Origin of the sequence: Rubrivivax soli (assembly GCF_049810355.1) — a bacterium.
GTDB lineage: Bacteria > Pseudomonadota > Gammaproteobacteria > Burkholderiales > Burkholderiaceae_C > Rubrivivax.
On the sequence record NZ_CP187368.1, the window covers coordinates 5,386,501 to 5,401,321 of the forward strand.

8 protein-coding genes are annotated in these 14,821 nt (G+C 74.3%); 4 read left to right on the forward strand and 4 right to left on the reverse strand.

The window, feature by feature from the left end; genetic code table 11:
• Positions 1-10: 10 nt before the first annotated feature.
• The 4 genes from ACPOLB_RS24905 to ACPOLB_RS24920 all read right to left on the reverse strand — a co-directional run bounded on the left by ACPOLB_RS24905 (position 11) and on the right by ACPOLB_RS24920 (position 7,732).
• Positions 11-3,391, reverse strand: a complete 3,381-nt coding sequence (locus ACPOLB_RS24905) for a BTAD domain-containing putative transcriptional regulator (protein WP_425258751.1) — start codon at positions 3,389-3,391, stop codon at positions 11-13.
• A gap of 396 nt (positions 3,392-3,787) precedes the next feature.
• The gene (locus ACPOLB_RS24910; protein WP_425258752.1) at positions 3,788-5,551 is read right to left on the reverse strand and encodes a hypothetical protein; all 1,764 of its coding nucleotides are present in this window, start codon (positions 5,549-5,551) and stop codon (positions 3,788-3,790) included.
• A 16-nt stretch (positions 5,552-5,567) separates the two neighbouring features.
• Positions 5,568-6,077, reverse strand: a complete 510-nt coding sequence (locus ACPOLB_RS24915; RefSeq protein ID WP_425258753.1) for a hypothetical protein — start codon at positions 6,075-6,077, stop codon at positions 5,568-5,570.
• 128 nt (positions 6,078-6,205) lie between these two features.
• Positions 6,206-7,732 carry a class I SAM-dependent methyltransferase gene (locus tag ACPOLB_RS24920; RefSeq protein ID WP_425258754.1) on the reverse strand — a complete coding sequence of 509 codons (1,527 nt, stop codon included), beginning with the start codon at positions 7,730-7,732 and terminating at the stop codon, positions 6,206-6,208.
• A 160-nt stretch (positions 7,733-7,892) separates the two neighbouring features.
• On the opposite strand from ACPOLB_RS24920, the gene ACPOLB_RS24925 reads away from it, so the two are divergent.
• From ACPOLB_RS24925 to ACPOLB_RS24940, 4 genes are all read left to right on the forward strand, one after another.
• On the forward strand, positions 7,893-8,879 hold the full coding sequence (locus ACPOLB_RS24925) for a methyltransferase domain-containing protein (protein ID WP_425258755.1): 987 nt from the start codon (positions 7,893-7,895) through the stop codon (positions 8,877-8,879).
• Between the two features lie 100 nt (positions 8,880-8,979).
• Positions 8,980-10,803, forward strand: coding sequence for an aspartate/glutamate racemase family protein (locus ACPOLB_RS24930; RefSeq protein ID WP_425258756.1), 1,824 nt, complete (start codon positions 8,980-8,982; stop codon positions 10,801-10,803).
• Positions 10,804-10,886: 83 nt separating this feature from the next.
• Positions 10,887-11,327, forward strand: a complete 441-nt coding sequence (locus ACPOLB_RS24935; RefSeq protein ID WP_425258757.1) for a hypothetical protein — start codon at positions 10,887-10,889, stop codon at positions 11,325-11,327.
• A gap of 1 nt (position 11,328) precedes the next feature.
• Entirely contained in the window at positions 11,329-14,682 is a 3,354-nt protein-coding gene (locus tag ACPOLB_RS24940) for a hypothetical protein (RefSeq protein ID WP_425258758.1), read from the forward strand.
• Positions 14,683-14,821 lie beyond the last annotated feature (139 nt).

A 14,821-nucleotide genomic window follows, 5' to 3' on the forward strand; every position in this document is an offset into this window, starting at 1 on the left:
GCGGCCGCCCTCATGCCGGCCCGTCCAGCAGCAGCCGGTTCACCGGCACGGCGCAGTAGCTCTCGCGCGCCGGCGCGGGCACGTGCTGCAGGGCCTGCAGCACCCAGCGGCGCGCCACGTGCACCAGTGCCGCGGCTTCCTGCGGATCGCTGGCCTGCAGCAGCGTCGCGCAGCGCACGAGACCGTCGGGGATGCAGATCCAGGGGGAGACACGACCCCGCCGCAGCGCCTGCGCCGCACGCAGCGCCAACGCCCGGCCACCCGGGCTGCCCGCCTGCGCATGGGTCTCGGCCACCTGCAGCAGCGCCACCGGCAGACGTGCGAGCTGGGCGGGCTCGGCGCTCAGCGCCTCGACCAGCCGCATGCCTTCGTCCAGGCGCTCGGCGGCCGTCCGCGTCAGGTTGGAGACTTCCCACGCCATCAACTGCAGATTGATGCCGCTGAAGCCCCGCGTCTGCATCGAGTCCAGCGCCAGGCGGTAGGCGGGGCTGGGGTCCTTGCCGTCGTGCAAGTCCAGTTCGGCGCACAGCGCGGCCACGGCATACAGATCGCCGAACACGCCGCACGCGGCCACCTCGCCGTGGTCGGCCAGCAGCGCACGCGCCAGCGACCACTGACCCAGCCGCATCCGCAGCGTCGCCAGGCCGACGAACCGCAGGCGCCCGAACCAGTGCCCGTCGGCGTCCAGGAACTGCTGCGCCAGGCCGTAGCGGCCGGCACCCAGCGCCGTCATGCACACGATGCTGGGTCTGTAGCGTGGGTCGGACAGCCCGCGGAGGTCTTGCAGCGTGCGGACATGCTGCTCCAGGTGCCGCAAGGACGTGCCGTTCTGCCCGATGGCGCGGAAGACTTCGGCGATCTGCCTCCGCGCGTCCGACGCCTGGGCCTTCGCGCCGCGGCGCCGCGCGTCGCGCATCCGGGAGGCGAAGTCCCGCACCGCCTGGGTCGGGTCGTTCCAGGCGGCCACGCCTTCCAGCCGCACGAGCAGGCCGCGGTAATCGGGTTGCGTGGCCAGCGTCTGCGCCGCGTGCCGGGCGCGGCGGGCGTGTTCCCCCGGACGGCCGAAGGCGGTGAACGCCAGCTGCGCCAGAAAGAGCTCGCACTGTGCCCGCACCGGGCCGTGTTCGTCCAATCCGTGCACGGCGACGGACAGCAGCTCGTACGCCTGCCGGGCCAGCCTGTCCCTGAACATCAGCGCGCCCGCCCGGGTGTAGGCCACCCAGGCCCAGGCATCGGGTGATCGGGCCAGCGGGGACACCCGTGCCACCAGGGCGTCCAGGCGCGACCAGATCCCCGCTTCCAGGGTGGACAGGGCCTGCCCGGCCTCCGCCGTCAGCCAGACGTTGTCGAGCAGCACGTCGTCGCTGACACGCTCCAGCAGATCCAGCAGATCCAGTTCGAGCTGTGCGGTGGGCAGGCCGGCGGTACCGGTGGCGCGCAAGTGGTGCACGGCATGGGGCAGCGCACGCTCGAAGTTTCCGGTGGCGATCCAGTGGCGCAGCACACGCGTGCCCACCAGGCCCAGCGCCTCGAGCGCGCCCGCCACCTGCCCGTGCAGCGTGCGGCCGATGGCCTGGGGCAGCATGGCGAGCGCGGCGTCGCGCACGAGTTCGTGGGCGGTGCCGTGGTCGGCGAAGAGGCCGCGTTGCTGGAGTTCGTTCCAGGCGTCCATCAGCGCCAGCGGCGGCTGGCCGATGACGGCCGAGGCCAGCTCGACCGAGAAGTCCTGGCCTGCCACGGCGGCCACCGAGGCCAGCTGCTGTGCGTCGCTGCTGCAGCCCTGCAGGCGCGAGCGCAGCAGTGCGTTGAGGTTGTCGGTCGTGGCCGCAGTGGCGGCGTTGGCGGCATCGGACTCCGGAGCGTCCTGCAGCTGGCGCGCGAGCTCGATCACGAACAGCGGGTTGCCTCCCGTGCGCTGCAGCAGCCGCGCAGCCAGCGCGTCGTCGTTGCCCGCCTGCATGGCGCGCAGCAGCGCGCGCACGCCGTGCAGCGACAGGCGCTGCAAGGTGATGCAGCGGGCCTGGTCGTGCACCTGGGCGGCCACCAGCGCCTCGGCCAGCGGGGCCTCGATCTCGCCGGCGCGGTGCGCCAGCAGCAGCGGCAGCACCGGCGCTGCACTGTCGTCGTGGGGCGCCAGCAAGGCGGCGAAGGCGGCCTGCGAGGCGGCGTCGGCATGGTGCAGGTCGTCCAGCACGAGCCGCTGCACGCCGGCCTCGGCCAGCCGCGCGGCCCAGTGCCGCAGCGCCGCGTGCAGGCGCGGCGCGGACAGGCCGGACTGCGAGGGCTGCACCTCGGGGAAGGCCAGCGGCGCCAGCCGTGCGAGCTCGACCTGCTCGGGCATGCCGATGCGCGGCGCGCGGCGCGGCTGCACCTCCTGCAGCAGCTGCGCCACGGCGGCATAGGGCTCGTCGCGCGCGCCCGGACGGAGGACCACGGGTTCCACCACGCCCACCTCGGCCAGGTGGCGCAAGAGCCGTGTCTTGCCGACGCCGGCCTCGCCCTGCAGCACCACGTGCTGGCCCCGGGCCATCGCGGCCTGCGCCTCGGCCAGCACCGCCTCGCGCTCGACCAGCGCGAAGCGCGCCGCGCCGCCCAGCGGCGTCAGGCCGGTGTTGACGGCCGCCAGGGGCTGTGCCTGCACCTGCGGCGGCACCTGTGCTTGCTCCTGCAGCTGCACCTGTGCCTGCAGCAGGCGCAGGTGCACGGTGCGCGTCTGCAGGTCGGGCAGCACGCCCAGGTGCTGGCGCAGGCGCTGCTTGCAGTCTTCGTAGGCCGCCAGCGCCGCGGCGCGGTCGCCGCAGCGCGCCAGGGTGTCCATGAGCTGGCGGTGCCAGTGTTCGCTCAGCGGCTCGAGCTGCACGCAGGCCCGCGCCAAGGTCATGGCGCGGGCGGCCTCGCCCGCGGCCAGTGCCGCGTGCAGCGCCTCGGACAGCGCGGCCAGCTGCTGCCGGCGCCAGCGCTGCCGCGCCGCGTCGAGCCAGGCACCCAGCGCCTCGGAGCGTGCACCGTCCACGTCGGCCTGGGCCAGCAGCTCGCAGGCCGTGGCGCCGCCGGTCTGCAGTGCCGCCAGCAGCGCCTCGGTGTCCTGCGTCACCACGCGGGCGCGGGCCGGGTCGAAGCTGAGATGCTCGGTGCCCAGCAGCAGCTCGACGCCGCAGCGCTGGTTGAGCCGGTGCACCAGCGTGCGCAGGTTGTTGCGGGCCTGGCGCTCGGGCGAGTCGGGCCACAGCAGCAGCGCGGCGCGGCGCCGCTCGGCCGTGCCTTCCAGCGCCGCCAGCGCCAGCAGCAGGGCGGTCTTGCCGGTGGCGTCGAACGAGGCGGCGTCGGACGCCCGCGCCGGCACATGCACCTGCACGCGTGCGCCGACGACGATGGCTGCGGCGTCGATCATGCAGGCTTCGTCGGCGGCAGGCGGTTCATTGGCACATGGGTGGAGCAGTCGGCGTGGTGCGCCCCGGTCTGGCAAGCCCGGGCGGCGGTGATGCGATGGACCGGCGCGCCCGGCAAACCTCTGGAAGACGCCGGCAAGCGGATGGCGATAACGGCCACGCTGGTGCGCGGCCGGGTGCCGATGCTGGTTGACCACCCCCTCATCGTCATGGCGACAGACCGAACCCATCCAAGCCAAGCGGGCCGGAATGGTAACGGGCGGGTTTGGCCCCGCCAGAGGGGGGCCCCGTGAGCGGGGGGGCTGTCGTCAGGTGCGCGTCAGCGGCGGTTTGGCGCCTCACGCGGGGCAAAGCGGGCCCGCCGCGGCCTGCCCGGCCACCTGGGCGGGCCGTGCCGATCAGCCCGGTGGCAGCTCGGCGCCGGACGCGACCTGCGCTGTCGAAGGTGCCGGTGTGGCCGCCTGCGGCGTGCGCACATCGACCATCTCGATGTCGGAGGGCAGGACCGGCTGCGCGCCGGCGTCGTGCTGGCGGCGCGCGGCATCGTCCACGGCCGTCTGGCGGCTGGCGACGATGGCCCGGTCCCTGGCCGGAATGCCTGCGGCCAGCTCGCTGAACCAGGGCTGGATGGCCGTGTGGATGCCGACCGCGGCTGCGATGGCGCGTGCGGCGTCGGCCTGGTTCTGGGTCGGCATGCTGGCCGCGAAAGCGGGCGTCATGGCGGCGACCACGGTGGTGCCGGTGGTCGCCTGGAACATCGCCACCCCGCGCTGCGCCATGCTGGTGGCGGCATTGATGGCAGACGCCAGCCGGGACGGCGTGTGCGGCGGCGGGGCGCCCGGCGCGTCGCCGCGCACGGCTTCGCGGCTGGGCGGCGGGTCGGCCACCGGGTTGCTGAACATCGTCTCGGGCCGCGTGCCGTGCTTGGTGAAGAACAACGGCACGGCATGGGTGGGCAGGGCGTCCAGGTCCGCAGGTCCTGCACCGCGCTCGCCGGCCTTCGCGCGCAGCTGGTCCAGGTCGGGAACGCGCACCTGGGCGAGCGATGCGTTGATGGCGATGGTGGCGCCGATGCAGGCCCCGGCACTGCTGGACACGGCCGTGCCGGCCAGCACGTTGCCGGCCACGCCGAGCGTGTTCGACCCCTGCATGCCGACCCGCACCGCGTTGGCCGCATCGAAGAAGAACTTGCCCACCGCGACGTTGCGTTCGCTTGCAATATTCACGTTCTGCTGCTGCTCGGCCTGGGCCGCGCTGCGCAATGCGTCGCCGGCTCCGGGCTGAAGCTGGTTCATGAGCGCGACCATCTCGTCGGGCACCACGGCGCGCAGGTCCACCGGCGCCGACTGCCGGTTGATGCGGTTGACCAGCGGCGCCACGAGCGTCTGGCCGACGAAGCTGCCCATGCCGCCCATGGCCGCGCCCAGGGCCGCCTGGGCTGCGGCGTTGACGACCGCGTCGGTGCCGGGGCGGCCTGCCGGGAGGGCCGGCGCCTGCAGCCCCAGGCTGGTGGGATCGCCGCGCGCGCTGCGCAGCGCCAGGTCGGCCAGCGCCACGCCCGAGCTGCGACCGACGCCGAACGCCATGCCGGCGCCGGCTGCGCCCACGGCCAGCGTCTTGTGCACCACCGGCAGCATGCAGTCGGCATAACCTGCCGTGGAGCGGGCGTAGCGGCGCAGGGCCTGGTGCGCTGCGTCCTGCGCCTCCGGGCTGCCGGACTGCAGCTGCAGATCGTGCAGCGCGGTCTGCAGGTCGGCGCGCACCTGGGCCGCACCTTCCGAAGCCCGTTGCAACGAGGTGGCCACGTGCGCCACCACCCGCCGCGATGCCGGCGGCACCACGGTGTCGGCCACGGCCACGGCGGCCCCGCTCAGCGCGGTGGCCGCGCTGGAATTCATCGCCGCGCGGCCCACGGCCATCAGCGCCGGGCCCACACCACGCGGCGCCGGCCGATCGGCGGGCGGCGTGGCCCGGGCCGGCGCCTGGCCGGGCGGCTGGGTCGCGCTGGTGTCGGCGGCCAGCCGCCGCTGCCGCGGCGCGGCCGCGGCGCCATGTGCGCTGGCATGCCCGGTCGGCGGGTTCGACGGTGCGGGGATGTCGGCGACGGTGCCCCGCCCGGGCACTGCGGGTGCTGCGGGGACACCCGGGTTCTGGGTCTTCATGGCGCGCTCGCCGCGTTCAGTGGCTGCGTTGCGGCCCGCCTTGCAGGACGAAGTCCGCCAGGCGCACTGTCTCCACCAGCAGCAGCGCGAGTGCTGCACCGTTGTCGGGGCTCGCGCGCACCGTGCGGTACACCACCCAGCAGCCGTCGGGCGTGGCGCCCAGCGAGGCCGAGAACGCGTGCAGCGCACCCGGTGCGTGCTGCAGCACCGTCACCGCGTCGCCCACCTGCCCGGTGGGCAGCACGGGAATGCTGGTCTGCACGCTGAGCACCAGCGACAGCGCGTCGTCGTCGCCCCGCGCCACCGGCAGGATGCCGATCGTGTGTTCACCGGCCTGCAGCGTGGAGGTCTCCCCGGCCAGCCGGGCGCTGGCGTCGTCCAGGCCCAGCTGCCGCGCGGCAAGCTCGATCAGGCTGGCGGTGTCTTCCACCAGGCGCTGCAAGGTGCCCAGCAGTGCGGCCGCCGGATCGCTCGGCGGGGCCTGCAACGGGCCATTCATGAAGGACACGGGGCTGAGGTCGTGCATGGCTGTCTCCGATGGGCCGAACGCTCGAAGCGGCGTTCATGCGATGCACAGTAGGCGTGGCCTGGGTGACTGTCCTGGTGCGATGCGAAAGGGCGCCCGGCTGCGCGAACGGGCTGGCGCCCGGTGGCTCACAGCACGCCCAGCCGGCGCCAGACCGGCACCTCGTGCTCGACGACCGCCCGCACCCGCGCGGCCTGCGCGCCCGACGCCTCGGCGCCGCTTCCGGCCAGCCGGCGCAGTGCCTGCAGCGCGCGTTCGACCACGCTGTCGGGGTCGGCATCCGGCCTGTCGGCCAATTGCCGGTACACGGCCAGGCCGGCGATGTCGGTGTCGATGCCGCCGCCGGTGACCGGCGAAGCCAGCGCGGTGCAGGTGCCGCCCAGCAGGGCGTCGGCGGCGATGGCGGCGTTCCAGGCGCGCGCGCGCCGGCCGTCGTCGGGTGCGTCCGGGCTCTCGAACAGGCTGGCGTGCCGGTTCATCGACAGCACGGCAGCCATGAGCTGCGCGCTGTCGGGCGTGTCGGTGGCGTTGTCGGTGTGCTGCGTGCCGTCGTCCTCGAACGACGCCAGGCTGATCGGGCGTGCCGCCAGCTGGTCGAGCACGGGGCGCATCGCGGCGGCCATGTCCGCATCGGCGCGCGCCAGCTGCTTCAAGGCGGTGTCCACGGGCACGGTCAGGGCCATCTGGAAAGTGCCCAGCCGCTGCCGGCGTCGTGCCGGCGACAGGCCGCGGCGGCCGCGCACGAACACGTCGTTGCGGAAGGAGTTGCCCAGCAGGTAGTCCTTGGCGGTCTCGCGCCAGCGCGGGTCGGGGATGGCGTCGAGCAGGGCCTGCTGCTCGGGCGGGAAGGCCATGCCGAAGTGGGGCAGCATCGCCGAGCCCACGAAGTCCAGCTTGGCCGTGGCCAGGTCCTCGGCCACGTCGGCGTGGTACAGCGGCTGCCAGTGGCGGTTGAGGTACTCGTGCTGCAGGTATGCCGGGCTCGCGCCCGCGACCTGCGCCAGCCGGCGGTCCATCGCCGGGTTGTCCTGGAAGGCCTCGGCGCCGGCACGGGCCATCTGCTGCAGGAAGCCGCGCGCATGCTCCACGCGCTGCACGCCGTCGCCGCCGGACCACTGCGCGCTGGCCTGCAACAGCCGCTGCGCCGACGCGCTGGCGGCCCAGCCGGGCATCGCGTTGTAGCCCACCGAGACCACGCCGCCGGGCTTGAGATGGCGCGCGATGAAACGCACGATCTGCTGCCGCACCTCGGCCGACACCCAGGTGTACACGCCCTGCATGGTGATGTAGTCGAAGGCCGGCAGGTCGGCCTGGCCGTCGGCCAGCTCGCCGAAGCTGTGCTCGAGCAGGGTCAGGTTGTCCAGGCCCGCCTCGCGCGCCAGCTGGCGCCCGCCGGCCACGTGCGAGGGCATGAAGTCGTTGGCGTAGAAGCGCGCCTGCGGGTTGCACGCCGCCAGCACGCTGACCGTGGTGCCGCGTCCGCAACCGAGTTCGAAGTAGTCGAACTGCCGGCCGCGCACCGGCGGCTCGACGCCGTTGAGCGCGCAGGCGAAGTTCAGGTGTTCGGGGAACAGCGACGCGTACAGGCCGGCCGTGTAGTCCAGCGTCGTGACGTAACCCTGGCGCCAGTCGGCGCCTGCGTTGCCTTGGTTCATGGTGGTGTCCCTCGCAGTGCCGCCGGATGATGGAAGTGGCGGTGACGCGCCGCGCGGGACGGACGCGAAACAGGGTGCGTGCACACGAAGCCGGCGTCACACGGCGACCGCCGGGCCTGCTTCACTGCCGTGCACGACGCACTGGAAGCAGGAGACCCGCATGAGGATCAAGCCCGATGCCACGCTCGCGGTGGCGGTCTTCAGGGCCGTCGCCGGCGGCGCCGCGCCTGCCGTGCCGCAGGCGACGCGGGCGGCGTCTGCGCGCCTGGGCACCGGCGTCTTGGCAGCCGGGGCTGGTGTCGGTGGCGCGCTGCCGATGCGCATGCCCGAGCGGCCGCAGCAGCAGGCGCGCCTGCTGAGCAGCCGCGCAGGCGACGACGACGGCAGCCACCCGCCGCGCGAGGCTGCGCCGCACCCGATGGTGCGCAAGCTCGCGGCGCTGTACAGCGACACTGGCGCGCGCAAGGAGGCCGAGGTCAAGCCCTTGTCGATGACGTCGTATGCGTCGCCCAACCAGCGCGAGCTCTTCACGCCGGGCAGCCCGGTGCAGGCGCGCTTCGACGCGCTGCTGCAGCAGGCCCGGCGCGAGGGCGAGACCTTTCGCACCGTCAGTGTCGGCTGCGGCCGGCCCGGCTACGACCTGGCGCACATGGCGGTGCAGCTGTCGCAGGCCGGCGGCGTGCGCGCCGAGATCCTGGGCTTCGACATCGACGAGGCCTCGATCGCCGACACCACGCGGCAGGTCGAGCGTCTGGCCAGCGACCCGCAGGTGCCAGCCGCGGCGGCCGAGAAGCTCAGGTCGATCCAGGTGGTGCACAGCGACTTCTCGCAGTGGCAGTCGGAGTTTCCGGAGAGCGCGGGCTCGGTGCATGCCATCACCTGCGCCAACACCACGCCGTACCTGGACGACGGGCAGCTGGCGGCCAACCTGGCGGCGATGCATGCCGCGCTGCAGCCGGGCGGCGTGCTCGTGATCGACGGCTACGGCAAGCAGCACGCCACGGGCGGCCTGCCGATGCATCTGCGCGATGCCGGCGCGCTGGAGGCGGAAGCGCTGCGAGCGGGCTTCAGGCTCATGAAGGAGAGCGTCAGCGAGGTCCACGCGCCCTGGCACACCGTCACCGTGTTCCTGGAGAAGGCGGCGTAGCCGTGCAGGAAGCGCTTCGGGTGTCCGCACGCCGCTTCGCGCCGCAGCCTGCGCAGCAGACGCCGGCGCCGCCCAATGGGTCCACGTTCAGCCGACAGCCATGACCATGCCGAGCCTCGTGCCACCGACCTCGCCAGGCGCCCGCAGCGCCGCTGCCAGCCCGCGGCCCGCGGACGAGCCCGCCACCGCCGCCGCGCCGGCTGCGCCGGCAGCACGCGTGGCGCGGCCCGGCGCCAGCGCGGTCACGGCGCCGCCCGGCCACCCGGCGCCGGCGCGGCCACGCGCGGTGATCGGCGTCATGGGCGGCATGGGCCCGGCGGCGGCCAACGACTTCGGGCAGCAGCTCATCAGCCGCAAGCAGGCCGCCAGCGACCAGGAGCACGCCCGCGTGCTGCTCGACCAGGCCACCGACATCCCCGACCGCACCGGCGCCATCCTGCGCGGCGGACCCTCGCCCGTGCAGAACATGCAGGCCAGCCTGAAGCGGCTGGACCGGGGCGGGGCGGACCTGGTGGCGATCACCTGCAACACCGCGCACCACTTCCACGGCGACATGCAGCGCACGATCGACAAGTTCGGCCTCAAGCTCGAACTGCTGCACATCGTGGACGCCACCATGGCCGAACTGGAGCGGCAGGCGCCGGGCGCGCAGCGCATCGGCCTGCTGGCCACCAGCGGCACGCTCGACGCCCGCATCTACGAGGCGCGTGCCGAGCAGCAGGGCCACCAGAAGACCTGGATCTATCCCGACGCAGCCACGCAGGAGCACCGCGTGATGGCCGGCATCTACGACGGCGTGAAGCGCGGCGACATGGAGGGCGGGCGCGCCAACCTGCTGGCTGCTGCCGAGTCGCTGCGTGCGCAGGGGGCCGAGGCCATCCTGCTGGCCTGCACCGAGATCCCGCTGGTGCTCAGGACCGGGGACGTGCAGGCCGGGGGCCGCGCATTGCCGCTCATCGACACGCTCGGTGCGCTGGCGACCACGGCGCTGGCCCGGGCCGACGAGAAGACCAGCCGCCTGAGCACGCCCCAGGGCGTGTTCGAGATCGCCGCCGAAGGCCTGACCGCCTTCGTGCAGAGCGCCGCGGCCTTCATCAACGGCACCCCGGAGCGGCCGCGCCGCATCGGCGTGATGGGCGGCATGGGGCCGGCAGCGGCCATGCAGTTCAGCAGCTACATGGTGAAGTTCAACCCCACCGCCACCACCGACCAGCAGCACGTGCCGCTGCTGCTGGACCAGGCCACCGACATCCCCGACCGCACCGGCGCCATCCTCTCCGGCGGCCGCGACCCGGCGCCCGAGATGGTGGCCAGCCTCCGGCGCCTGGCCCGTGCCGGGGCCGACGAGGTGGTGATGACCTGCAACACCGCGCACCACTTCTTCCCGCAGGTGCAGGAAGCGATCACGAAGCACAAGCTCGACGTGGACGTGATCCACATCGTCGATGCCACGATGAAGCTGCTCGACGAGCGCGCGCCGGGAGCCACCCACATCGGCCTGCTGGCGACCTCGGGCACCGTGGAGACGGGCATCTACCAGAAGCGCGCCGAAGGCCGCCAGTGGATGGTGCCCGACCCGGCCTCGCAGCGCGACGAGGTCATGGCTGGCATCTACCAGGGCGTGAAGGCCGGCGAGATCGACCTCGGCCGCGAGCGGCTGCGCAGCGCGGCGCAGAAGCTCGCCGACAACGGCGCCGATGCCATCCTGCTGGCCTGCACCGAGATCCCCCTGGTGCTGCAGCACGGCGACATCCGCAACCCGCAGGGCGAGCCGGTGCCGCTGATCGACACGCTGGAGGCCCAGGCACGCGAGGCCATCGCCCGCGCGCGCGTACCGATTCCCGCCACCCCCGGCCTCGTGCAGCAGGTGCAGCAGTGGCTGGCGCCCCGGCAGGCACCGGCGCCTGCCGGAGACCCCGCATGACGCCGGGCGGGACGCCGTCCCCATCCCCGTCCCGACCCTGCACCTGCACCTGCACCTGCACACCCCACACAGGAGCCCGGCCCATGCACCCCATGCCAGACACCGTCGTGTCCGACCAGGACGCCACCGCCACCACGCCCGCCCCGACGCTGCGGCACAACATGGAGTCCGTCGCCGAAGTGCTGGGCCTGCCGCTGGGACCGGCTGCCGACGCCGGCCTGGCCTTCCGCATCAGCGACACCGTGCAGGCCACCATCGCACCGGGCCGCAACGAGCGCCTGGTGGCGCTGTTCCGCATCGCCGCCGCCGACACGGTGTCGCCCACGCTGTGGATCAGCGCCCTGTCCGAAGCCGCGGGCTGGGGCCTGCTGGGCGAGCGGCAGCGCTTCGTCGTGGTCGACGGCCACTTCACGCTGATGTGGACCACGCCTGCGCTGTCCGAGCCCGAACTGCTCAACCACCTGCACGACCTGTTCGCCACCGCGGTGGCACTGGCGGATGTGGCCCGCCGTCCGGGGGCCTGACATGCGGCCCACGCATGCCGCCGACGCCGCCGCGGGCGGCCTGCAACCCCAGCGCCGCGACCCCGCCCAGCCCCCGCCGGTGCAGCAGCCGGCGGCGGCGCCGCCGCCCGCACGCGTGGGCGCGCCAACCCCCGAGACGGCACTGCGCCGCAACGACAACCCGCGCTCGACGCGCATCAACAACTCGCAGGTCAACACGCCGCTGACCCAGCGCTGGCAAAGCGGCGGCTCGACGCCGCTGAGCGACTTCGCGCGCGTGTCCACCGACCTCGCGACACCCGCTGCCGTGCCCACGGCCACCATGCCTGCGCGCGGCCTCCTGGGCACCGTGGCGGGGGCGCTGCGCGCAGCGGCCGGCGTGCCGACGCAGGTGCAGTGGATGCAGCAGACCATGCGCACGCTGCGCGGCGAGGCGCTGGGTGCGGACGTGCCGGCGCAGCCCGACCGGCCGCCCACGGTGCGGCTGGCCCTGGGCCCGCGTGCCGAGCCCGATGCCGTCGCACGCTTCTGGCAGCAGCCCGCCGTGGCCGGGCGCGACGGCCTGGGCCCGCACCACGCAGCGCTGGTCGCGGAACTGGACCGCCTGGGCGCCGCCCACGGCGCCCACGTGGGGCTGGGCCTGTCGCTCGCGCTGCTGGCGGTGAAGAACGCCGCCGGCCCCGACGCTCCGCCACCCGGCGTGGGCGCCCTGCGGGCGCTGCGCGGCCCCGACGCCTTGCAGCGCGTGCTGCACGCCGACGCCGCCGCCCAGGCCGCGGACCCCGACCTGGGCACCGCCGTGGCGCTGCTGCGGCGCGTCTCCCGCAGCAACCAGTTCGGCGCGCTCGCCACGGCGCTGGCGCCTGCGCTGCGGCCGGCGCAGTTGCCGCCGCTGCGGCGGCTGCTCGAGGCCGACCGGCTGCTGCGTCCCACGCAACCCGCCGGACCCGGCGACGCCCGGGTGGCCGAGCGGCCGCTGAGCATGCAGCGCATGGCGCAGCGCGTCAGCGACGCCGCGAGACAGGAACTGCGCAGCGGCCCGGCCTCGCTGAGCGCACAGCAGACCGTGGAATCGTTCTACTGGGACAACCACTTCCGCGACGACGCGCCCGGCTCGGAGCTGGCGCAACTGAAGCAGCACTTCGCCCAGGCGGTGCGGGAACTGGGCCGCGAGCCCGCCACCGGTGGCGTGCTGTCGGCGGCCTACCGGTTCGGCCTCGCCGGCGCCGACCGCCACCTGCTCACCGACGAGGCCGGCCGCCTGGCCGCGCTGCGCGACAGCCCCGCGATCGACGCCGTGGTGGCCACGCTGCGCGGCGCGCTCGACGCCCAGCTGCAGGCCGCGCGGCACGGGCCCGTCGACCCGCTGCGCCCGAACCTGGTGGCGCGCACCATCGCGCAACAGGTGGCCCTGGAGGCCTGGTCGCCGGAGCACAAGGCGACGCTGTCGCTCGAGGAGATGGTGCGCGGCCGCGCGTTCCCGCGCATGCCGCCGCCCGAGGTGGACGCGCGCATCGAGGCGGCCTGCACGCAGTTCCTGCAAGGCGGCGACGGCGCGCAGCGCCCGGGCGCTGCGCCGGCGGCCGAGCGCGATGCACTGCGCGCGCGGGTGCGCGGGGAACTCAGCCTCGTGCGGCTGGGCTTCGAGGAGTTCGGCCGCCTGGCGAAACAGCTGGGCCTGCGCCTGGACGCGCCCGGCCAGCGGGCGCTGGAGCGCGCCGACACGCTGATCCATGCCCACACGCGCATGCCGGGCGCGCGCACGCCGCAGGCCGTGGGCGGCATGGTGGCCGAGTTCCTGAGCGGCGTGTACTTCGGCAACCACATCAAGCTGTCGCACGCCAGCGGCGCGGCGCTGTCGGCGCGCGGGTTGGGCCTGAACGCCACCTCGGCCCTGGAGTCGGGCTTCGCGGCCGACGCGTCGCTGGCGGTGGTGCCGCTGGCCAACGGCTCGATCGAGACCGCCCGCGAACAGGTGTTCCGCGCCGGGGCCGCCACCCATGGCGCCGAGATCTTTCTCGGCCAGGACACGCAGTTCCGGCGCGCCCAGGGCGTGGGCGCCCTGGTGGGCTACCCGAACGACGGTTCGACACTGGCGCGTTTCGCTGCCGGCATCGACGTGCGCGCTCGGGGCCTGGACACCAGCCGCTACGAAGGCGTGATGCTGCGCGTGGACCGCAGGATCGTCGAGGACCGCGAAGGCGAGCAGGGCACGCGCGTGTTCCGCCAGAACGAAGGCGAGGTGCGCGCCACGGCCGAGGGCATCGCGCACATGCTCTTCGAGCGCGCCGCCACGGCACGCAGCGACGACGACCGCGAACGCCTGCTCGAGGACCTGATCGTGCGGTTCCAGGGCCAGGGCCTGTCGATGACCTTGCTGCGCCAGCAGGCCGAGGCCCACCGCAGCGACGTGGCGGTGGGCACGGGCCTGTCGGTGGCCGGCGGCACCGACGACGCCGGCCTGCGCGTGGGCGCGAGCGTCACGGTCGGCGTCGAGCACGGGCACAGCACCAGCGTCCGGCATGCGGACAAGACCGGCTCGTACCAGGTCAACAACCTGCGCACGGGCTGGTTCGAGCGCCGCCGCATCAGCGGAGGCGCCGGCGCGAACGCGTACGTGGGCGCGGTCGGGCTGCCGCCCACGCCGCTGCTGCGCGGCACGGTGGCACAGGGCGAGAGCGGCGGCTCGGTGCGCGTGCGCGTGCCCCTGCGCCAGGGCCAGGTGGTGGCCGAGAAGAGCTTCAGCGACACCGAGACCGCCGACCCGCGCTTCTTCAAGGAGATCGTGCTGGCGGACAAGCGCAAGTGGGTGGACCTGTTCGCCTTCCAGCACCGCGACGATCCCGATCCGCAGGCGCGCGGCGAGGAGACGCTGAACGCGTTCTTCCACACCATCGAATCGATGCGCGCCGGCAACCACGTCTACTACGCCCGCGAACGCCTGCACCCCGACGTGGGCCAGCGGCTGGACGAACTGACGTCGCTGGCGGCGCTGGCGCCGGCGACGACGCGCGCGCTGCACGACGAGATCGCGCAGCAGCGCGGCCTGCTGGCCTCGGACGACCGTTCCTGGGGGCCGGCGTCGCTGATCGCCTACGAACGCAACGGCGAGCAGCAGGGCGCGGCGCTGAGCGTCGGCGTGCAACTGCGCCACGTCTCGGCCGTGGAAGGCGAGCGCGAGTTCGTCTTCCAGACGCCGGGCTGGGCCGACCTGCGCGCGCGCGAGCGCAGCGCCGACCGGTTCCCGGGCAGCCTGGTCGATCTGGACCACCGGGCGGCGAGCGTCGCCGCCGTGGCGCCAGCCGCTGCGCCAGCCTCCGCCGCTGCTGCGGCGTCGGTCGCAGCGGGGCCCGACCCCGACGACAGCCCCGTCTAGGAGCCTGCGCGGCAGAAGGCGGCGGGCATCGCCTGTTGCCGCGCAGACTCCTTGGGCTCCAGCCTCGCCCAACGGAGCCGCTGGCCCACATCGGGCCGTGTGCTGCATTGCGGGGCCGGCTCGCATGGCGGCGGCACCG